This is a genomic window from Actinoplanes sp. G11-F43 (genome assembly GCF_050589265.1).
GTDB lineage: Bacteria > Actinomycetota > Actinomycetes > Mycobacteriales > Micromonosporaceae > Actinoplanes.
The window spans coordinates 262,204-282,659 of the sequence record NZ_JBNZCE010000017.1 but is presented as its reverse complement, the minus strand read 5'-3'; the positions used below and the strand labels follow the sequence as shown (position 1 = coordinate 282,659).

Annotated in this window: 17 protein-coding genes; 13 read left to right on the top strand and 4 right to left on the bottom strand. The window is 71.4% G+C overall.

What is annotated here, in order from left to right; all coding sequences use genetic code 11:
* The first annotated feature begins 1 nt into the window (after window position 1).
* The 11 genes from ACQ0O7_RS20060 (at window position 2) to ACQ0O7_RS20010 (ending at window position 13,967) form a co-directional block, all read left to right on the top strand.
* Complete coding sequence (locus ACQ0O7_RS20060) at window positions 2–1,003, top strand: proline racemase family protein (RefSeq protein ID WP_430783658.1); 1,002 nt, start codon at window positions 2–4, stop codon at window positions 1,001–1,003.
* 11 nt (window positions 1,004–1,014) lie between these two features.
* Window positions 1,015–2,385 carry an aldehyde dehydrogenase (NADP(+)) gene (locus ACQ0O7_RS20055; protein WP_430783657.1) on the top strand — a complete coding sequence of 457 codons (1,371 nt, stop codon included), beginning with the start codon at window positions 1,015–1,017 and terminating at the stop codon, window positions 2,383–2,385.
* Between the two features lie 66 nt (window positions 2,386–2,451).
* Window positions 2,452–3,120 (top strand): GntR family transcriptional regulator, encoded by a 669-nt coding sequence (locus ACQ0O7_RS20050; RefSeq protein ID WP_430783656.1) that lies wholly within the window; start codon window positions 2,452–2,454, stop codon window positions 3,118–3,120.
* A gap of 287 nt (window positions 3,121–3,407) precedes the next feature.
* Complete coding sequence (locus ACQ0O7_RS20045) at window positions 3,408–5,105, top strand: ABC transporter substrate-binding protein (RefSeq protein ID WP_430783655.1); 1,698 nt, start codon at window positions 3,408–3,410, stop codon at window positions 5,103–5,105.
* A 7-nt stretch (window positions 5,106–5,112) separates the two neighbouring features.
* A complete protein-coding gene (locus tag ACQ0O7_RS20040) occupies window positions 5,113–6,066 on the top strand; it encodes an ABC transporter permease (RefSeq protein WP_430783654.1) in 954 nt (317 codons plus the stop codon).
* Window positions 6,026–7,054 carry an ABC transporter permease gene (locus tag ACQ0O7_RS20035; protein WP_430783653.1) on the top strand — a complete coding sequence of 343 codons (1,029 nt, stop codon included), beginning with the start codon at window positions 6,026–6,028 and terminating at the stop codon, window positions 7,052–7,054. The genes ACQ0O7_RS20040 and ACQ0O7_RS20035 overlap by 41 nt, the downstream gene beginning before the upstream one ends.
* Window positions 7,051–7,863 (top strand): ABC transporter ATP-binding protein, encoded by an 813-nt coding sequence (locus ACQ0O7_RS20030; RefSeq protein ID WP_430783652.1) that lies wholly within the window; start codon window positions 7,051–7,053, stop codon window positions 7,861–7,863. Before ACQ0O7_RS20035 ends, ACQ0O7_RS20030 begins: the two co-directional genes overlap by 4 nt.
* The gene (locus tag ACQ0O7_RS20025) at window positions 7,860–8,699 is read left to right on the top strand and encodes an ATP-binding cassette domain-containing protein (RefSeq protein ID WP_430783651.1); all 840 of its coding nucleotides are present in this window, start codon (window positions 7,860–7,862) and stop codon (window positions 8,697–8,699) included. The genes ACQ0O7_RS20030 and ACQ0O7_RS20025 overlap by 4 nt, the downstream gene beginning before the upstream one ends.
* A complete protein-coding gene (locus ACQ0O7_RS20020) occupies window positions 8,696–9,979 on the top strand; it encodes an alpha/beta fold hydrolase (RefSeq protein WP_430783650.1) in 1,284 nt (427 codons plus the stop codon). Before ACQ0O7_RS20025 ends, ACQ0O7_RS20020 begins: the two co-directional genes overlap by 4 nt.
* Complete coding sequence (locus ACQ0O7_RS20015; RefSeq protein ID WP_430783649.1) at window positions 9,976–11,328, top strand: aminopeptidase P family protein; 1,353 nt, start codon at window positions 9,976–9,978, stop codon at window positions 11,326–11,328. The genes ACQ0O7_RS20020 and ACQ0O7_RS20015 overlap by 4 nt, the downstream gene beginning before the upstream one ends.
* Window positions 11,325–13,967 (top strand): beta-L-arabinofuranosidase domain-containing protein, encoded by a 2,643-nt coding sequence (locus tag ACQ0O7_RS20010; protein WP_430783648.1) that lies wholly within the window; start codon window positions 11,325–11,327, stop codon window positions 13,965–13,967. Before ACQ0O7_RS20015 ends, ACQ0O7_RS20010 begins: the two co-directional genes overlap by 4 nt.
* Window positions 13,968–13,974: 7 nt before the next feature.
* Here the strand turns inward: ACQ0O7_RS20010 and ACQ0O7_RS20005 are convergent, their stop codons facing one another.
* From ACQ0O7_RS20005 to ACQ0O7_RS19995, 3 genes are all read right to left on the bottom strand, one after another.
* Complete coding sequence (locus ACQ0O7_RS20005) at window positions 13,975–14,811, bottom strand: undecaprenyl-diphosphate phosphatase (protein WP_430783647.1); 837 nt, start codon at window positions 14,809–14,811, stop codon at window positions 13,975–13,977.
* 137 nt (window positions 14,812–14,948) lie between these two features.
* Window positions 14,949–15,803, bottom strand: coding sequence for a M23 family metallopeptidase (locus tag ACQ0O7_RS20000; protein ID WP_430783646.1), 855 nt, complete (start codon window positions 15,801–15,803; stop codon window positions 14,949–14,951).
* Complete coding sequence (locus ACQ0O7_RS19995) at window positions 15,800–16,288, bottom strand: ArsR/SmtB family transcription factor (protein ID WP_430783644.1); 489 nt, start codon at window positions 16,286–16,288, stop codon at window positions 15,800–15,802. The genes ACQ0O7_RS20000 and ACQ0O7_RS19995 overlap by 4 nt, the downstream gene beginning before the upstream one ends.
* Before the next feature lie 158 nt (window positions 16,289–16,446).
* Between ACQ0O7_RS19995 and ACQ0O7_RS19990 the strand changes: the two genes are divergently transcribed.
* Together ACQ0O7_RS19990 and ACQ0O7_RS19985 are read left to right on the top strand one after the other, a co-directional pair.
* Window positions 16,447–16,911, top strand: a complete 465-nt coding sequence (locus tag ACQ0O7_RS19990) for a hypothetical protein (protein WP_430783643.1) — start codon at window positions 16,447–16,449, stop codon at window positions 16,909–16,911.
* A gap of 171 nt (window positions 16,912–17,082) precedes the next feature.
* On the top strand, window positions 17,083–17,223 hold the full coding sequence (locus ACQ0O7_RS19985; RefSeq protein WP_430783642.1) for a hypothetical protein: 141 nt from the start codon (window positions 17,083–17,085) through the stop codon (window positions 17,221–17,223).
* A 127-nt stretch (window positions 17,224–17,350) separates the two neighbouring features.
* Here ACQ0O7_RS19985 and ACQ0O7_RS19980 read toward each other — a convergent pair whose 3' ends face one another.
* Entirely contained in the window at window positions 17,351–20,428 is a 3,078-nt protein-coding gene (locus ACQ0O7_RS19980; protein ID WP_430783641.1) for a BTAD domain-containing putative transcriptional regulator, read from the bottom strand.
* Window positions 20,429–20,456: the final 28 nt, after the last annotated feature.

Sequence of the window (20,456 nt, the reverse complement as noted above, 5' to 3'; positions counted from 1 at the left end):
CATGCGGGCGGCGCGGTTGTTCTCCGCGGTCGACTCGCACACCGAGGGCATGCCGACCCGGGTCGTGACCGGTGGTTTCGGTGTGATCCCGGGCGCGACCATGAACGAGAAGCGGCTGCACTTCATCGAGCACCTGGACCATCTGCGCCGCCTGCTCGTCACCGAACCACGCGGGCACGCGGCGATGAGCGGGGCCATCCTGCAACCGCCGACGCGCCCGGACGCCGACTTCGGCGTGCTCTACATCGAGGTGTCCGGGCTGCTGCCGATGTGCGGGCACGGCACCATCGGGGTGGCCACCGTGCTGGTGGAGACCGGCATGGTCGAGGTGGTCGAGCCGGTCACCACGATCCGCCTGGACACCCCGGCCGGTCTGGTGGTCGCCAACGTCGCCGTGGTCGACGGGCACGCCGAGAGCGTCACGCTGGAGAACGTGCCGTCGTACTGCGAGCGCCTCGACGTGACGGTCGAGGTGCCCGGGTACGGCACGGTCCCGTACAGCCTGGCGTTCGGCGGGAACTTCTACGCGATGGTCGAGCTGGACGCGCTCGGCCTGCCGTTCGACCGCGCGCACAAGGACGAGATCCTCAAGGCCGGTCTGGCGATCATGGACGCGATCAACACGACGGCGCCGCCGAAGCACCCGACCATCGACGGGGTGGACCAGTGCCACCACGTCGAGTTCCTCGCGCCCGGGTCGGACGCCACCCTGTCCCGGCACGCGATGGCCATCCACCCGGGCTGGTTCGACAGGTCGCCGTGCGGCACCGGCACCTCGGCGCGGATGGCCGAGCTGCACGCCCGCGGTGAGCTGCCGATCGGCGCGGACTTCGTCAACGAGTCCTTCATCGGCAGCCGTTTCGTCGGCCGGCTGGTGGGGGAGACCACGGTGGGTGCCATCCCGGCGGTGCTGCCCACCATCACCGGCCGGGCGTGGGTGACCGGGATCGGGCAGTACATGCTGGACCCGACCGACCCGTACCCGGCGGGCTTCGAGTTCTGAGGGAGCTTTTCATGACTATCGCGGCCGCGCACGCCGCCCGTGTCCCGATGCGCCGGTCCACCCCGGACCAGCGCGCGGACTGGCTGGAGGCGGTGGCCTCGGCGCTGGACGCCGCGGCCGAGGAGCTGATCGGCATCGCGGCGGGGGAGACCCACCTGCCGCTGCCGCGGCTGACCGGCGAGCTGAAGCGCACCACGTTCCAGGCCCGGCTGTTCGCCGAGGGTCTGCGGTCCGGGGAGCTTCTTCCGGTACGCGTGGACCCGGCCGACCCGGAGTGGGGCATGGGCCCGCGCCCCGAGCTGCGCCGCACCGTGGTGCCGATCGGCCCGGTGCTGATCTTCGCCGCGAGCAACTTCCCGTTCGCGTTCAGCGTGTTCGGCGGTGACACCGTGTCGGCGCTGGCCGCGGGCTGCCCGGTGGTGGTGAAGGCGCATCCCGGACATCCTTCGCTCTCCCGGCGTACGGCGGAGGTCGTTCGCGACTCGTTGACCGGGGCGGGTGCTCCGGAGGGGGCGTTCGCGCTGATCGAGGGGGTGGAGGCGTCCCTGGAGGCGCTGCGCGACCCGCGGATCAAGGCGGTCGGCTTCACCGGCTCGACCAAGGGCGGCCGGGCGCTGTTCGACATCGCCGCGGCCCGCCCCGAGCCGATCCCGTTCTACGGCGAGCTGGGCAGTGTCAACCCGGTGGTGGTCACCCCGGCCGCGTGGGCCGAGCGGGGCGCCGCGGTGGCCGAGGGCTGGGTCGGTTCGCTGACCCTGGGCGCCGGGCAGTTCTGCACCAACCCGGGTGTGGTGCTGGTGCCGGACCCGGACGGTTTCGTCAAGGCGGTGGACCTGCCGGTCCCCGGCCGGATGCTCACGCCGGGCATCGAGAAGGGTTTCACCGCGGCGGTCGGCCGGGTCGGTTCCCATCAGGGGGTACGGGTGGCGGCCGAGGGCCCGGCGAACGAGCAGGGGGTCCGGTCGACGGTGCTGAGTGTGGCCGCCTCCGACGTGATCGCCGATCCGGAGGTGCTGGACGTCGAGATGTTCGGCCCGGCCGGTCTGGTGGTCGGCTACACGTCCGAGGACGAGCTGCTGGAGGTGCTGCGGCGGGTTCCCGGCCAGCTCACCGGCACGATCCAGGGCCACAGCTCGGGTGCCGACCCGGTGGCCGTGGAGGTCGCCGACGTGCTCGCCGACACGGCCGGCCGGATCGTCTGGAACGACTGGCCGACCGGTGTGACGGTGTCCGGCGCGCAGCAGCACGGTGGGCCGTACCCGGCGAGCACCGCCCCGGCGTCGACCTCGGTCGGTCTGGCGGCGATCACCAGGTGGCAGCGGCCGGTCGCGTTCCAGGGGGCGCCGGATTCGGTACTGCCACCGGAGTTGCGCGAGCGCTGAGTGCCGTACTCTGTGTTCGCTGAGCGCTTCTGCGCGGTGTGACATTTTATAGAGGAGGGATCGCCGGTGAGTTCGTCGGTCATCGGACCGGTCGATGTGGGCGTGAGCCTGCGGGGCACCGTCGAGGACGCGGTCTCGGCCGCGATCGTCTCCGGAGAGCTGGCGCCGGGCACCCTGGTGACCGCTCCGACGCTCGCCGCCCGGTTCGGCGTGTCCGCCACGCCGGTCCGGGAGGCGATGCTCAACCTGCAGAAACGCGGGTTCGTCGACGTCGTGCGCAACAAGGGCTTCCGGGTCACCGAGGTCAGTGAGCAGGACCTGTGGGAGATCGTGCGGATCCGGCAGCAGCTGGAGAGCCCGCCGATGCGCGAGATCGCCCGGACCCTGCAACCCGAGCAGGCCGCCGAGCTGCGGGTGAAGGCGCAGGACATCGTGGATGCCGCGGCCGCCGCCGACCTGTCCGGCTATCTCGCCGCGGACCAGGTGTTTCATCTGCGGTTGCTGGGGCTTCAGGGCAATCGCCGGCTGGTCGAGCTGGTCAAGGACCTGCGGCAGCAGACCCGGATGGTGGGCCTGGCCGACATGATCGGGACGGCCGAGCTGGCCCGGTCGGCGGCCGAGCACCACAGCCTGATCGACCTCCTCGAAGCGCGGGACGGCCGGGGTGCGGAAACACTGATGAATGCGCATATCGGGCACGTGCTGGGCTGGTGGAGCGGCCGCGCCGAGGACTGAATCGGCTGCTCAGAGGGCCGGTCACCGGGATGGTGGCCGGCCTTTTGGCTGTTCGTACACCGTACGTCCGAAGAAATTTGATCTCCGGTTTGTAAAAAGTCGCTCGGGACCTTTCACTTGCGATGTGTGACATACTACTGTTCCCTCAAGTGACCGGGGTCGCATTGATCCGGCACTGCCGCTGGTCAGCGAGACGGCCCCCGCGGACGGTCCGACCCCGCATGGTGCGCACGCGATTCGCCGTCGCGACGAAGACGTGATGCGCCCTCTGAGGAAGGCAGAACCTCTTGAGACGAACCAAACCCCCGGTAGCCCTGGTCGGGCTGACGGTTTCCGTTCTGGCCCTGCAGGCGTGCTCCGGCGGCGCCTCGAACTCCACCGGCGGGAACAGCGCGTCCGGTGGTACGGCGGTGAAGGGCGGCACCGTCACCGTCCTGCAGACCACCGACTTCTCGTACCTGGACCCGACCCGCGGTTTCGACGGCGGGGTCAACGCCTTCTACCGGCTGGTCTACCGCACGCTGATCACCAAGGCGGCCAACGACGCGGCCGACCCGAACAAGATGGTGCCCGACCTGGCGGAAGGCCTCGGTGAGGTCTCCTCGGACGGCCTGACCTGGACGTACAAGCTGAAGGACGGGGTCAAGTTCGACACCGGCGCGGCGATCACGGCCAAGGACGTCAAGTTCGGCATCAGCCGCGCCTGGGACCCGGAGATCGGCATCGGCGCACCCTACCTGCGCCAGCTGCTCGACACCCCGGAGAACTACCAGGGGCCGTACAAGTCCGGGGAGAACCCGGCCATCGAGACCCCGGACGACAAGACCATCGTCTTCAAGCTCAAGGCGCCGTTCCCGGAGTTCGACGCGGTGCTGTCGATGCCCAGCGCGGTCCCGTTCCCGGTCGGCACCGGCGCCGGCAACGAGTTCATCAACGACATCGTCGCGTCCGGCCCGTACGACCTGGACTCCTTCACCCCGGGCAGCACCATCAAGCTCAAGCGCAACCCGAACTGGGACGGCGCCACCGACACCGAGCGCAAGGCCTACCCGGACGCCTGGAACTTCCAGATCGGCATCGACGGCGCGACCATCGACGAGCGGCTGATCGCCGGCCAGGGCGCCGACGTCAACGCGATGGCCGGCTCGGTGCAGACCGCCACCATCGCCCGGCTGCAGACCCCGCAGCTGCAGGAGCGGGTGGTCAAGGCCCCGTCGACCTGCCTGACCTACGTCGGGCTGAACACCACCAAGAAGAACCTCAGCGACGTACGCGTCCGTCAGGCGATCAACCTGGCCACCGACAAGACCTCGCTGCTCAACGCGACCGGCGGCACCCAGTTCGCCACCATCGCCTCGACGATCATCCCGTCGAACGTCTCCGGGCACGCCGCCTACGACCTCTACCCGAGCGCCGACAACACCGGTGACATCGAGAAGGCCAAGCAGCTGCTCACCGAGGCCGGCCTGCCGAACGGCTTCTCGATGACCCTGGACATCCGGACCCGTCCGGTGGCCCAGGCCCAGGGCGAGGCGCTGCAGCAGAGCCTCAAGCGGGTCGGCATCGACGTCAAGCTCAACGTGATCGACGCCGCCACCTACTACGAGACGATCGGCACCCCGTCGCAGCAGAACGACGCCGCGATCACCGGCTGGTGCCCGGACTGGGCGTCCAGCGCCTCCACCTTCCTGCCGCCGCTGTTCGACGGCCGGCAGATCACCGACAAGGGCAACCAGAACCTCGCCCAGCTCAACGACGCGACGATCAACTCGGAGATCGACCGGATCAAGGCGATCAGCGACCTGACCGAGGCGAACAAGGCCTGGGGCGAGCTGGACAAGAAGATCATGGAGCTGGCGCCGATCATCCCGGTGAACGTGGAGAACCGGATTTACCTGCCCGGATCGAACGTGGCCGGCCTGGTGGCACCGCAGGGTGACCAGGACTACGGCATCATCGGTCTCAAGGACGCGTCGAAGGGCTGACCTGACCGTGTCGATATCGTCCACCGAACTGGAAGCCGCGGGATCACCGGAGACCGGCGATCTCGTGGCGGCCACGGACCCCCGGCGCAGCGTCTGGCACGTCCTGCTGCGCGATCCGGCGGCCATCGCCTGCCTCGTCTACATCGGCATCGTCATCCTGATGGCGGTCTTCGCGCCGCTCATCGTCCGCGTCAGCGGCTGGGGACCGTACGACTTCGATCAGACCGCGATCGACCCGAACCTGGGTGGCATCCCGCTCGGGTCGTGGGGTGGCATGTCCGCCGAGCACTGGCTCGGCGTGGAACCGCAGAGCGGGCGGGACATCTTCGCCCGGATCGTCTACGGCGCCCGCGCCTCGATGCTCATCGCGGTCAGCGCGACGGCGCTGACGACAGTGCTCGGGGTCGTGTTCGGCCTGCTCGCCGGATACTTCGGTGGACGGACCGACATGCTGATCTCGCGGCTCATGGAGTTCCTGATGGCGTTCCCCGCCCTCATCTTCATGATCGCGGTGCTCTCCGCGCTGCCCGCCGACAACCGGCAGTACCTCCTGGTGCTGGTCATCTCGGTGTTCGGCTGGCCGTACCTGGCCCGGATCGTGCGGGCGCAGACCATGTCACTGAAACAACGCGAGTTCGTCGAGGCCGCCCTGGCCTCCGGCGCCTCCCGGACCCGGCTGGTCTTCACCGAGATCCTGCCGAACCTGCGCTCCACCATCCTGGTGATGGTCACCCTGGCGGTGCCCGGCTACATCGGCACCGAGGCGGGGCTCTCCTTCCTCGGTGTCGGCGTGGTGCCGCCCACCCCGTCCTGGGGGCAGATGATCTCCAGCTCGGTCGGCTGGTACTCCGTCGTCCCCACCTATTTCCTGGTGCCGGGCACGTTCCTGGCGCTGCTGGTGCTCTCCTTCATGGTCCTCGGTGACCGTGTCAGGTCGGCCGTCGATCCCGGAGGCCGGTGACATGACCCGATATCTCGTACACCGTGTGCTCGGGATGCTCCTCGTCCTGTTCATGGTGTGCCTCTTCACCTACATGGTCTTCTTCCTGCTGTCGCCGGATCCGGCCGTGCAGATCTGTGGCAAGACCTGCACCCCGGAGCGCATCGACCAGATCCGGGCGAACCTCGGCCTGGACAATCCGTTCCCGGTGCAGTTCCTCCAGTTCCTCGAAGGGCTGTTCCTCAGCCGCGACTACGGTTCGGTGCACTGCTCGGCGCCCTGCCTGGGCTACTCGTTCCAGAGTTCGCAGTTGGTCACCGACATGATCGTGCAGCGCCTGCCGGTGACCGCCGTGGTCGCCATCGGCGCGGCGGTGCTCTGGCTGCTGGCCGGCGTGATCGGCGGCCTGGTCAGCGCGGTCCGCGAGGGCCGGTTCGCGGACCGGTTCATCACCTCGCTGACCCTCGGCGGCATGTCGGTGCCGAACTACGTGCTCGCCCTCGCTCTGCAGTACGTCTTCGTCGTCCAGTTGCAGTGGCTGCCGTTCCCGCAGGCGGTGCCGTTCGCCGACGACCCGGGGCAGTGGTTCCTCAACTTCATCCTGCCGTGGACGGTGCTGGCCATCGGGTACGCCTCCTCGTACACCCGGCTCACCCGGGCCAACGTGATCGACACGCTGAGCGAGAACTTCGTGCGGACCGCCCGGGCCAAGGGCCTGCGCCCGGACCTGGTGTGGCGGCGGCACGCGCTGCGCCCGGCGCTCACCCCGATCGTCACCATCGCCGGGATGGACTTCGCCGGCCTGCTCGGTGGCGCGCTGATCACCGAGACGGTGTTCGGCATCAACGGCGTCGGCAAACTGGCCGCCGACTCGATCACCAAGAACGACCAGCCGGTGATCATGGCGGTCACGCTGCTGGCCGCGTTCTTCGTGGTGGTCGGCAACATGGTGGTCGACCTCCTCTACTCGGCGATCGACCCGCGGGTCCGGGCGGGAGCGACGACATGAGCCTGCTGCGTGTGAACGACCTGACCGTCAAGTTCGGCGACGTCACCGTGGTCGACGGGCTCGGCTTCGAACTGCCGAAGGGCGGCTCGCTCGGCATCGTCGGCGAATCCGGCTCGGGCAAGTCGATGACCAGCCTGGCCGTGATGGACCTGCTGCCCAAGGGCGCGCTGCGCACCGGCAGCATCGTCTTCGACGGCACCGACCTGTGCACCCTGTCCGAACGCCGGATGCGGGCGATCCGCGGCGACCGGATCGCGATGATCTTCCAGGACCCGCTGTCGTCGCTGAACCCGTACTACACCGTCGGCACCCAGATCGCCGAGGCGTACCGGTCGCACCGCTCCGGGGTGAGCCGCCGGGCCGCCCGCAAGGTGGCGATCGAGGCGATGGAACGGGTGCACATCAAGGAGGCCGGGCGGCGCGTCGACGACTACCCGCACCAGTTCTCCGGCGGCATGCGGCAGCGGGTGATGATCGCGATGGCGCTCAGCACCGAACCCGAGCTGATCATCGCGGACGAGCCGACCACCGCCCTGGACGTCACCGTGCAGGCTCAGATCCTCGAACTTCTGGCCGAGGTACAACGGGACACCGGCGCCGCCCTCATCATGATCACCCACGACCTGGCGGTGGTCAGCGAGGTCGCCGACACGGTGGTGGTGATGCGCTACGGCGACGTGGTGGAGACCGGCTCGACCGAGCAGATCTTCTCGGACCCGCGGCACCCGTACACCCAGGCGCTGCTCGACGCGGTGCCGCGGATCGACGACGAGATCGGCGACCTGCGCACCCTCGGAGGTGAGGCATGACCGGCGAACTCCTGCTCAGCGCCCGCGACCTGGTCAAACAGTTCCCGGTGGCGGGCACCGCCGGGCTGTTCCGGCCGGCGAAGCTGTTCACCGCCGTCGACGGCGTCTCCTTCGACCTGCACGCCGGCGAGACCCTGGCCCTGGTCGGCGAGTCCGGCTCCGGCAAGTCGACCACCGCGCGCCTGGCCGCCCGCCTCATCGACGTCACCTCCGGCACCATCCAGCTGGACGGCCAGGACGTCACCGGACTCAAAGGCAAAGACCTCGCCGGGGTACGCCGGACCGTGCAGGTGGTGTTCCAGGATCCGTTCTCGTCGCTGAACCCACGGCACACCGTGGAACGCATCGTCACCGCGCCACTGCTCTACCAGAAGCGGGAGATTCCCGGCGGCTCCCGGACGTTCGCCCAGTCGCTGCTGGAACGGGTCGGCCTCAAACCCGAGTGGGTCAGCCGCTACCCGGCCCAGTTCTCCGGCGGGCAGGCCCAGCGGATCGGCATCGCCCGCGCCCTGGCCGTCGGCCCCCGGGTGCTGGTCTGCGACGAGGCGGTCTCCGCCCTGGACGTGTCGGTGCAGGCGCAGATCATCAACCTGCTGCGCGACCTCCAGGCCGAGGAGGGCTTCGGCTGCCTGTTCATCGCCCACGACCTGGCCGTGGTCCGGCAGATCGCCACCTCGGTCGCGGTGATGACGGCCGGCCGGGTGGTCGAGTCCGGCGAACGGGACGTGGTGTTCGGCGATCCGCAGCACGAGTACACCCGCAAGCTGCTCGCCGCGGTCCCGCGGATCCGCCCCGAGTGGGAGGCCGCACGACGGGCGAAGGCGGCGGCCCGATGATCGAATACCCGATCCCGGGCGCGTGGGTCCGGGAGTTCACCGTGCCGGTCCCGCTGGACTGGGCCGACGAGACGGCCGGGACCATCGAGGTCTTCGTCCGCGAACTGTCCGACCCGGAACGCCGGCATGACGACCTGCCGCTGCTCACCTATCTGCAGGGCGGGCCGGGCGGCGCCAACCCGCGGCCGCTCGGCGTGGACGGGTGGATCGCCGAGGCGCTGCCGGACTACCGGGTGGTGATGGTGGACCAGCGGGGCACCGGGCGCAGCACACCCGTCGACGGCTCGGTGATCGCCGAGTTCCCGACCGGCGCGGAAGCGGCCGCCTACCTGCTCAAGTTCCGGGCCGACTCGATCGTGCGGGACCTGGAGCATGTCCGGCGTACCCACTACGGGGCCAAGAAATGGGCGACGCTGGCCCAGAGTTTCGGGGGATGGCTGACCCTCACCTACCTCTCGGTCGCGCCGGAGGCGCTGACCGCCTGCTACGTCTGCGGCGGCATCCCCGGCCTGCCACCCGACCCGGACCAGGTCTATCGGCGCACCTTCACCCGGGCCGCCGCCAAGACCGCCGACTTCTACGACCGATACCCGCAGGACGTGGCGGCGGTGTCGGCGATCGCCGACCGGCTCGCCGCCGGTGACGTGCTGCTGCCGGACGGATCGCCGCTGTCGGTGCGCCGGTTCCAGACCCTCGGCAACGACCTCGGGTTCGGGCCCGGCCACCTGCGCCTGCACTGGCTGGTCTCCGAGGCGTTCACCCCGCGCGGGCAGCTGACCGGCGCGTTCCTGGAGACCGTGCTGACGAAGACGTCGAACGCGGGCAACCCGCTGTTCTGGACCTTGCAGGAGACCATCTACGGCGACGGCGCCAACGGGCCGTTCCGCTGGGCCGCGCAGCGCGAACGCGACCGCCGGCCGGAGTTCGGCACCGACCGGCGGCCGCTGCTGTTCACCACCGAGATGGCCTTCCCGTGGATGTTCCAGGAGATCACCGCGCTGCGGCCGTTCGCCGCCGCGATGGCGGAACTGGCCGAACTGCGGACCTGGACTCCGCTCTACGACACCCGGCGGCTGGCGGACAACGACGTCCCGCTGGCCGCCGCGGTCTACTTCGATGACGTGTTCGTCGACGAGGGACTGCAACGCGACACCCTCGCCCGTCTCGGCAACAGCCGGGCCTGGGTGACCAGCGAGTTCGAGCACGACGGCATCGGCAGTGGACGGGTCTTCACCCACCTGCGCGAGATGGTCCGCGATCGAGGAGGAGAACGACGATGACGCAGCCCCGCCCGGCCTGGGCCGGAACCAAGCCGCCCCGGCTGGCCGACGACAGCCCCGGATTCCTGGCCGCCATCGGACAGGGCTGGGCCACCCGCGCGGTGCCCGCCCCGGTGGACGCCGAGGCCGCCAAGGCCGCCGCCGACCACCGGGCCCGGCTCAGCGCCGCGCTGCCGGGCGAGACGATCGTGCTGTCCGCCGGGGTCGCGAAGAACCGCAACGGCGACGCCGACTACGCGTTCCGGGCCGACAGCGACTTCGTCTGGGCCACCTCCTGCCAGGTCGAGGGCTCGATCCTGGTGATGACCCCGCGGGCCGGTGGCCACGACGCGGTGCTCTACATGCCCCCGCCGGCCCGGCCCGGCGAGCGGAACTTCTTCGCCAGCGCCGCGTACGGCGAACTGTGGGTGGGCCCGTCGGCCGGACTGGACGACTGGTCGTCGGCACTGGACCTGCCGGTCCGGGCCCGGGAGTCGTACACCGAACCGGCCTCGTTCGTCACCGGCGCCAAGGTGGTCTCCGACCTGCGCATGATCAAGGACGACTGGGAGATCACCCAGATGCGGTCGGCGATCGACGCCACCGTGGCCGGCTTCGCCGCGGTCGCCGACGAGGTTCCCCGCGCGGTCGGCGACGGCCTCGGCGAGCGGTGGCTGCAGGGCACCTTCGACAGGTACGCCCGCACCTTCGGCAACGGGCCCGGCTACAGCACCATCGTCGGCTCCGGTCCGCACGCCCCGATCCTGCACTGGGTGCGCTGCGACGGGCCGATCCTGCCCGGCGAGACGCTGCTGCTGGACATGGGTGTGGAGGCGCGATCGCTCTACACCGCCGACGTCACCCGGACCATCCCGGTCGGCGGCGGATTCACCCCCGACCAGCGCCGGGTGCACGACCTGGTCGAGGCCTCGCACCGGGCCGGCATGGCCCAGGTGCGGCCCGGCGCCCAGTACTCGGACTTCCACTTCGCCTCGATGGAGGTGCTGGCCCAGGGCCTGGCCGACTGGGGGCTGCTCGGCGTCTCGGTGGACGAGGCGCTCGCCCCGGCCGGGCAGCAGCACCGCCGGTACATCGTCTGCGGCGTCGGCCACCACCTGGGACTCGACGTGCACGACTGCGGCTCCTCGGTGTACGAGGACTACCACGGCGCCGAACTGCGTGAGGGCATGGTGCTCACGGTCGAGCCGGGCCTGTACTTCCACGCCCACGACGAGACCGTCCCGCCGGAGCTGCGCGGGATCGGCGTCCGGATCGAGGACGACCTGCTGGTCACCGGAACCGGCCACGAGGTGCTGTCCGGGGCGCTGCCGATCGACGCGGCCGGCCTGGAGCAGTGGGCGGCGCGATGACCTTCTTTCCGTTGAGCGACGTCCGGTTGCACGACGGCGTGCACTCCCGGGCTCAGGAGCAGATGCTGCACCTGGCCCGGGTGTACCCGGTGGACCGGGTGCTGGCGGTGTTCCGGGCCAACGCGGGGCTGGACACCCGGGGTGCGCTGCCGCCGGGCAACTGGGAGGACTTCGGGCACCCCGAGGAACAGCCGTGGTCCGGATCGGACTATCCGGGTGCTGGTGTCGCGCAGACGTCGTCGCTGCTCCGGGGGCACTACGCGGGGCACTTCCTGTCGATGCTGGCGATGGCGTACGCCTCCACCGGCTCCTCGGTTTTTCGTGACAAATCGGATGAGATGGTCGCCGGGCTGGCCGAGGTGCAGCAGGCGCTCGCCGCCACCGGGCGGTTCAGTCATCCGGGCTTCCTGGCCGCGTACGGCGAATGGCAGTTCACCCGCCTGGAGGATCTCGCCCCCTACGGCGAGATCTGGGCACCCTGGTACACCTGCCACAAGATCATGGCCGGGCTGCTGGACGCCTACCAGCACACCGGCAACAAGCAGGCCCTCGACGTGGTGACCGCGATGGGCCACTGGGCGGCGCGCAGCATCCTGGCCGTCGACCGGGTCCAGCGGCAGCGGATGTGGTCGCTCTACATCGCCGGCGAATACGGCGGCATGAACGAGAGCCTGACCACCCTGCACCGGATCACCGGCGAGCGGACGTTCCTGGACGCCGCCGCGGCCTTCGAGATGGACACCTGGCTGGCCGGCGCGGTAGACGGGCACGACGTGCTGGACGGCATGCACGCCAACCAGCACCTGCCGATGCTGGTCGGGCACATCGCCCAGTACGAGGTCACCGGCGAGCGGCGGTACCTGGACGCGGTGCTGAACCTGTGGGAGCAGATCGTCCCCGGGCGCACCTTCGCCCACGGCGGCACCGGCGAGGGCGAGCTGTGGGGCCCGGCCGGGGCGGTGGCCCGCTTCATCGGCCGCCGCAACGCCGAGTCCTGTGCCACCTACAACCTGCTGAAGATCGCCCGGGGCCTGTTCTCGCACACCCGGGACGTGAGGTACGCCGACTACGCCGAGCGCGCGTCGCTCAACCACATGGTCGGCTCCCGCGCCGACGTCGGCTCGGACGTCAGCCCCGAAGTCGTCTACATGTACCCGGTCGACCCGGGCGCGGTCCGCGAATACGACAACGTCGGCACCTGCTGCGGCGGCACCGGCCTGGAGAGCCACGTCAAACACCAGGAATCCGCCTGGTACGCGACCCCCGGCGAACTCTACGTCCTCCAGTACGTGCCGTCCCGCCTGACCTGGGCGGACGTCGACGGTGAGGTGCTGCTGGACACCCGCTACCCACGGGACGGCGAGATCACCCTGACGATCGGGTTCACCGCCCGGGTCGCCCTGCACCTGCGGATCCCGCCGTGGGCCCGGGACCGGGCGGTGGTGCAGCTCAACGGCTCGCCCCGGCGGGTCACGGCCGGCGAGCGGGGCTTCGTGACGATCGAGCGGGACTGGCGGGCCGGGGACACCGTCACGCTGAGCCTGCCGATGCCGCTGCGGCTCGTGCCGACCCCGGACGACCCGGCGCTGGCCAGCCTGGAACACGGCCCGACGGTGCTGCTGGCCCGCGACGACGCCACCACCACACTCGCGGTGGCCCCGGCCGGCGCCCGGCTGCTGGACGGTGGCATCGACGGGTTCACCGTGAACGGCGACCTGGTCACCGTGCTCGGGCACACCTTCGAACCGGCCTGGTCCGGCGGTGCCCACCGGTACCACGCCTACCTGCGGCTGGACGACGCGGACATCGTGTTCCACGGCAGCGACCCGGGCGTGCCGAACCGCCGCGACCAGGACGGCTGGTCGTTCCTCGGCGCGCTCTGGGCCGACGGCGGATATCCGGGCGTCGAGGAGTTCTACCAGGCCGTCCACCGGCACGCCGGGCAGGCGGCCAGGAACGGTCTGCTCAGCCGGGCGGAAGCCGAGGCGGTACTGCTCGCCGCGTCGGCGAGCACCCTGGCCGGCGACGGCGTCACCCGGACCGGCCGGGTCCGCAGCGACGGGGACGGGGTGACGATCCAGGGCGACCAGGTCGTCTGGGCGCTTCCGGCGGACGCCGGCGCCGAGTCCGCCGCCCCGGTGATCCGGATCGACGTGACCGGGGAACGGGCGTCGTCCGGCTGGTACACCTCGCTGCCGTCGGCCACCGTCACCGTGGTCTCACCGGGACCCGGCGTCGCGACGGTGGAGATCTCCCTCGCCGGCGACGCGTGGACACCCCTCGACGGCGCGGTCACACTTCCCGCGGACGGCCGGCACCGGCTGCGCGCGCGGGCCACCGACGTGACCGGGCGCACCGTGCACGTCTCCCGCGAGGTCGACGTGGACACCGCCCCGCCCACGGCGTCGGCCCGGGTCCGGTCGCTGGGCCGCAGCGTCGAGGTGACCCTGGTCGCGGCCGATGAGGTGTCCGGTGTGGACCGCATCCAGTGGCGTACCGCCGAGACGTTCTGGGGTGTCTTCCAGGAGGCGTTCACCCGGACGCTGCGCGACGAGCCACAGACCCTGGAGTTCACCGCCACCGACCGGGCCGGCAACACCACCGCCGTTCAGACCGTGATCCTGCCCGCCCTGACCTAGTGGGTTCCTAGTGGGTGACACCGGCGTCCGGTTCCAGGACGCCGGTGGCCACCAGGATCAGCAGCAGCACCCCCAGCGCGATCCGGTAGACGATGAACGGTGTGAACCGGTTGGTCGTCAGGTAGCGCATCAGCCAGGCGATCACCACGTAGCCGACACCGAACGACACGATCGTGGCCACCGCTGTCGCGCCCAGGCCGACCGGGCCCGACTCGCTGATCTTGGTCAGTTCCAGGCCGCCGGAGGCCAGCACGGCCGGGATGGCCAGCAGGAACGAGTAGCGGGCGGCCTCCTCGCGGCGGAAGTCCATCAGCAGGCCGGCGGCGATCGTGCTGCCCGACCGGGACACCCCGGGGATCAGCGCGAACGCCTGGGCCAGACCGAAGACCAGGGCACCCCGGGCGCCCAGATCGGGCAGTGAACGGCGGTTGGTGGCCGCCCGGTCGGCGAACGCCAGGATCAGCGCGAAACCGATCAGCATCAGCGCGGTCAGCCGCAGATCCCGGAACGCGCCGGCAATGGTGTCCTGGAGCAGCAGACCGAGAACGGCGATCGGAATGGTGCCGAGAATGACGTACCACCCGAGTCTGGCGTCCGGGTCCTTACGCGACTCCGGCTGGAACAGGGAACGGGTCCAGGCCCGGACGATCCGGACGATGTCTTTCCGGAAATAGATGAGCACCGCGGCCTCGGTGCCGAGCTGGGTGATCGCGGTGAAGGTGGCGCCCGGATCGGGCCAGCCGGCGAAAGCCGAGACCACCCGGATGTGCGCGCTCGACGAGATCGGAAGAAACTCGGTCAAGCCCTGGACCAGCCCCAGAATCGCTGCTTCGAACCAGCCCACGCCGCACCCGTCCTCGTATTCCTGAAATGGCGAAGGCGCACTGTAGCCCACCGAAATGAACATATTCCGGCATGGGATTCCCCTGGCATTCTCCTAGCGCTGCCCTCGCCATTCCCGGGCAATTCAGCCGCGGTCCGTCACCCGGTGGTCACCTCGGTGGCCTCGAAGACCCGGCCGTTCTCCGGGAAACCGGCCACCGCTGTCGGTTTCGGCTCGCCGGTGCTCCAGCGGGGATCCTTCTCCGCCTCCGGCTCGATGGCCGGCCACAGCATCGGGATGCCCGCCGCCGCGGTCAGGTGCGGGCTGTCCATCAGCTGGACGTGCAGGTGCGGCTCGGAGGTGTTGCCGGTGTTGCCGACCTCGGCCAGCTGCTGCCCCTCGGCCACCTGATCACCCACGGACACCTTCAGCGACGAGTGACGCAGATGGGCGTACGCCGCGAAGGTGCCGTCCTCGTGCTCGACGATCACGTGGTTGCCGAGGATCCGGTCGACCCCGGCCAGCTCCCGGATCAGCGCCTCGACCACCGTCATCCAGATCAGCGACGGCCAGGTGTCCCGGGACCCGTGGTCGCGCTGGGAGTCGGTGGCCCGGACCACCCGCCCGGCCGCCATGGCCAGCACCGGGACACCGAAGCTGACGAACGACTCGGGCGGCCGGGTGCGCGGCGACCAGCCGATCTTCGCCGGGGCCTCGGCGGAGGGCATGATCAGATCAACGGCATAGGTCTGGCCGTACGCCCGGATGCCATGACTGGGGACGACGGTGCCCGGGCTGTTGACCGCGACCCAGCGGCCCCGCACCGGCGGGGCCAGCTCGACCGGCCCGGACTTGGAGCGGGGCGCCCGGACGAACGCCAGGGCCAGCGGCACGACCGAGATCAGCAGGTCCAGCAGCAGCGGGATGGAGTACGGCATGACCACCGTGACGATCACAGTGATGATGAAGAGCCGCAGCCAGAGGGTCTGGTGGCGGGCGATGGCGCGTTTCATCGGCGGGCTCCCAGGAGTGTGGTCAGCAGGGGGACGATGCGGGTGGCGGGCACCTCGTAGCGGCCGCCACCGGTGGTGTGCAGCCAGCCGGCCGCGACGAGTTGGCGCAGGTGGTGGTAGACCTGCCCGCTGGTGCCCATGCCGTCGATCCGGGTGAGGTCGGCGGCGGTGCGGGCGCCGCGCAGCGTCTCCTGGAGCAGGCGGATGCGGGCCGGGTGGGCCAGGGCGGCCAGGGTGGCGACGTGCTCGGACCAGTCGGCGTCCAGCAGGTCGCCGGTGCCGGCGCTCTCCTGCCAGTGGGCGACCCGCTCGTCGGGCAGTGTCACGTGCCCGGTGATCATCACGGCGCCCGGGTCCTCGACCCGCTCCAGCAGGCCCTCCAGTGCCCAGAACGCGGTCGGGTCGGGGCTGGTGGACCCGGAGGCGCGGCCCTCCAGGGCGGCCACCCGGGCCTCCAGTGCGGTCAGTCGATCGTCGTCGCTCACTCGTCAACTATAACGTAATTACGTAGAACCGTAGAGCGCATAGCCCGCGCATAGCCGGTTCCGAGGGAGCTTTGAGGTTCAGGCGCGCTGGTGACGCTTAGAGTTGCATCGAAATTCATCGATACGAAACGATCAGGGTCTCCGGCGGGACCGTCGCGGTGAACGGCGGCACCGACGGGCTGGACTCCAACGGCGCGCTCACCCTCAGCGGCGGTTCGGTGATAGTCACCGGTTCGGCCAGCCGCGGCGGCGGCGAGGGCGGCCTGGACTCCAACGGCGCCCTGACCATCACCGGCGGCACCGTGCTGTCCGCCGGGATCAGCGCCGGCACCAGCACCCTGCCCACCTCCGGGCAGGGCTGGGTGTCGGTCACCTTCGGCGCCAACCAGGCGGCCGGCACGATCGTGCACCTGGCCACCACGTCGGGCACACAGATCGCCACCTACCAGTCGGCCAAGGCGTTCCGGCAGGTGGTCTTCAGCTCCAGCCAGATCACCCGGGGCACCACCTACGCGGTACGCACCGGCGGATCGGTCTCCGGCACGGCGGTCGGCGGCGGCCTCTACACCGGCGGAACACTCTCCGGCACACAGGTCTCCACAGTGGTCGCCGGGGTCCGCTAGACCCGCGTGGTCATTTCCGGTGCGATCCGCACCGGAAATGACCACGCGGTGACCACCGCATTCGCCCGGCGGTCGCCGGACGGTCCGGGGTGCCGCCGGCCTCGCGCGGACGACATCGAACGACCCGATCCTCGTGGGGCCGCCGGCCGTACCCCCGGAAGGGTTTCAGGGGTGTTTCGGTGCCCGGCCCAGGAGACGGCGATGTGGTGGCGGGCGGTCACCGCACCCGGCTTCCGGCTCCACCCGCGGCTGCTCGACCGCTCCGAACGCCGGGCCCGCACCCGGCTCCGCCGGCTCGGCGAACCGGGCTGACAGAAACGTGCCAGAAAGTTGGTAGGCGCCGGTGCCAGGCTGGCCGGGAGCGGTGTGCTGGGAGGTGCGGGATCGAAACGCAAGGGGGGATCCCGCACCTGCCGTCCGGGCTGGACGACGCGACCGGCTATCCGGGGTTGTTCGGTGAGCCGGCCGCCCGGCGCTGGTCCGGCCCGGAGCCGGCCGCCGGCAACGTGCTGCGCGCGCCGCGGACCACCGAGGCCGGGCAGGAGCAGCCGTGATCGGCACGCCATCCGGTGAGCTCGCCGCTCTCGCGGACCCCGAGCAGGTGGAAGGTCTCGTCGGCCTCGGCCCAGTGCCGGTGCGCCGCCGGATGGTCGCCGTCCGCGGACCGGGCCGCGCCGAGATCCCGCAGCGTGCGGGCCCGCGGCAGCCGCATGCCGATGGCCCGCCACTGCTCGGCGGCCGACTCCAGCAGCCCGGTGGCCTCATCCAGGCGGCCGGCGGCCAGATGCAGCTCACCGAGGGTACGGGTGACGAGCGCCGTCCCGTGCCCGTCCCGCCGGCCGGTGGTGACCGCGAGCGCCGCCCGCAGCTGATCCCGCCCGCGCTCCGGCCGGCCCTGCCGGATCCACACCTTGGCCAGCGCCTGCGCGGTGTACGCGGCCAGATGGGTGTCGCCGATGCCGGTGGCGATGGTGTGCGCCGCCGCGCAGTGTTCGGCGGCCTCGGCGAGTTCACCGCGGGCCCGGTGCACCAGGCCCACGCCCCGGATCGCGATCAGCTCGCCGCGCCGGTGCCCGAGCCGCCGGTACCGGTCCAGGGCGGCGGCCAGGTGCCCGAGCGCGGTCTCGTCGTCACCCAGCTCCCGGTGCGCGAAACCGAGGCTGTAGTGGGCGTGCGCCACCCCGGCCTCGTCGCCGAGCCGGTCCAGCATCCGCAGCGCCCGGTTGATCTGGGGGATCGCGACGGTGTGCTCGCCCAGCTCCCGGCCGACCGTGCCGAGCCCGTTCAGGGCCACCGCCTGCCCCCGGTCGTGGCCGGCCGCCTCGAACAACCCGGCCGCCCGGGAGAAGTGCCGGCGCGAGTCGGGGAACCGGTCCTGGGCGTACCGGAGCTGGCCGATACCGCACTCCATGGCGGCCTCGGCCAGCCGGTCCCCGGCCCGGCGGGCGGCGGCGCTCGCCGCGGTGTGCGTGCGCTCCCAGCCGTCGAAGTTGTTGCGCGCCGCGAACGAGGCGAACACCAGGGCGTCGGCGAGGCCGCACGCCGGGGCGACCAGATCCAGGTCGGCGGCCCGTTCCACGGCGGCGATCAGGGCCGGCTCCTCGGCGTCGAACCAGTGCCGCAGATCGACCCGGGCCACGCTGGCCGACCAGTGCGCCGCCGGTTCCGGCAGGCCCTCCGGATGGTAGAGCCGCGGGGTGGCCACCGGCAGCTGGTGGGCCAGCTGCTCGACCAGCCGGAGCAGCGCGGACAGGCCACCGGTGACGGTGTCGCGGACGGCGCCCGGGTCGGCGCGGGCCACCTCCCCGGCGTAGAGCCGGACCAGGTCGTGCATCTGGTAGCGGGTGCGCTGCCGGTCGGTGCCGACCACGTCGAGCAGCCGCGCGTCGGTGATCTCCTCGACCAGGTCGTCGGCCTCGTCCAGGGTGGTGCCGAGCAGCGCGGCCACGGTCAGCGCGGTCACCACCGGCGGGTCCAGGCAGCCGAGCGCCCGGAACGCGTCCCGGGCCCGCCCGCTCAGGCCGCGGTAGCCGACCGCCAGCCCGGCCCGCACCTCCAGATCGTCCACCGCCAGCTCGTCCAGGCGCCGCCGCTCGTCGTCCAGCCGGTCGGCGAGCTGGGCGACCGACCAGTGTGGACGGGCTGCCAGCCGGGCCGCGGCCACCCGCACCGCCAGCGGCAGCCGGGCGCAGAGCCCGATCAGCCGGGCGGTCTGCCGCGGATCGGCGCCGGCCCGCTCGGCGCCGATCACCCGGGTGAGCAGCGCCCGGGCCTCGGCGCCGGACATCATCCCCAGCTCCACCCGGTCCGTCGCGGGTAGCGTGACCAGCCGGTTGCGGCTGGTCACCAACAGTGCCGACCCGGCGTCACCGGGCAGGAACGGGTGGATCTGCCGGGCGCCCACCGCATCGTCGATCAGCACCAGCAGCCGGCGCCCGACCAGCTCGGCGCGGTAGCGCGACTCCCGCTCCCGCAGGTCGGCGCTGCCCAGCGTGTCCGCGTCGGTGACACCGAGCATCCGCAGCAGCCGGCTCAGCGCCTCGGCCGGTTCCAGCGGGTCGGCGCCGCCCACGTTGAGGAAGAGCACCCCGTCCGGGTACCGCTCCCGGACCGCGTGCGCCACGTGCACCGCGAACGCCGTCTTACCGGCCCCGCCCGGCCCGGAGACGACCAGGACCGGACTGCCGGATCCGGACCGCAGCACCGCCACCGCCCCGGCCACCCGCTGCTCGAAACCGGTGTAGTCGGGCAGATCCGGCGGCAGCAGGAAGGGCCGGTTCGCCCGGACCGCGACGGCCGGTTCCCGCAACACGCTGGTGTGCGCCTCACGGACCAGCGGCCCGGGTTCGGCGCCCAGTTCCTCGACGATCCGGCCGCGGCTGCGGGCGAACAGATCAAGTGCCTCGGCGGTACGGCCGGAGCCGTGCAGCGCCCGCATCAGCGCCGCGATCAGGGGCTCACTCAACGGCTCCTGGGACAGCGCGCCGGCCAGCCGGTCCGCGGCCTCGGCGTGCCGGCCCCGGGACATCGCGGCCGCCGCCCAGTCGGCCAGCGCCACCAGCCGGTGCTGCCGCAGGCTCGCCCGGGTGCGCTCGGCCCACGCGCCGGGCAGCCCGGCCAGCGCCTCACCCCGCCACAGCGCGAGCGCCTCGTCCAGATCGGTGAGCCGCCGCCCCGGCTCCGCGTCCCGGGCCGACTCCAGCAGCTCCCGGAACCGGAACAGGTCCACCGAGCCGTCCGGGACCTGCAGCGTGTAGCCACCCGACCAGCGGACCAGGGTGACCCCGGTGCTGTCCCTGACCACCCGGCGCAGGCGGGCCACATAGCCGTAGAGGGCCCCGCGCGCGTCGGCCGGTGGCTCCTCACCCCACAGCCTGTCGATCAGGGTCTCGAAGGTGACCGGGTGACCGCCGTCGAAGAGCAGCGCGGCCAGCAGATGCCGCTGCTTGAGCGCGCCCAGCGCGACGGCCCGGCCCTCCTCGGAGGCCTCCACCGGGCCGAGCAGCCGGAAGCGCACCACACCCCCTGGGAACCGACAACGCGCC

What these genes read in the sequence shown, in the direction of transcription:
- ACQ0O7_RS20060 (WP_430783658.1), top strand. Translation starts at nt 2, where the DNA reads ATGCGGGCGGCGCGGTTGTTCTCCGCGGTCGACTCGCACACCGAGGGC.
- ACQ0O7_RS20055 (WP_430783657.1), top strand. Translation starts at nt 1,015, where the DNA reads ATGACTATCGCGGCCGCGCACGCCGCCCGTGTCCCGATGCGCCGGTCC.
- ACQ0O7_RS20030 (WP_430783652.1), top strand. Translation starts at nt 7,051, where the DNA reads ATGAGCCTGCTGCGTGTGAACGACCTGACCGTCAAGTTCGGCGACGTC.
- ACQ0O7_RS20025 (WP_430783651.1), top strand. Translation starts at nt 7,860, where the DNA reads ATGACCGGCGAACTCCTGCTCAGCGCCCGCGACCTGGTCAAACAGTTC.
- ACQ0O7_RS20020 (WP_430783650.1), top strand. Translation starts at nt 8,696, where the DNA reads ATGATCGAATACCCGATCCCGGGCGCGTGGGTCCGGGAGTTCACCGTG.
- ACQ0O7_RS20015 (WP_430783649.1), top strand. Translation starts at nt 9,976, where the DNA reads ATGACGCAGCCCCGCCCGGCCTGGGCCGGAACCAAGCCGCCCCGGCTG.
- ACQ0O7_RS20010 (WP_430783648.1), top strand. Translation starts at nt 11,325, where the DNA reads ATGACCTTCTTTCCGTTGAGCGACGTCCGGTTGCACGACGGCGTGCAC.
- ACQ0O7_RS20000 (WP_430783646.1), bottom strand. Translation starts at nt 15,803, where the DNA reads ATGAAACGCGCCATCGCCCGCCACCAGACCCTCTGGCTGCGGCTCTTC.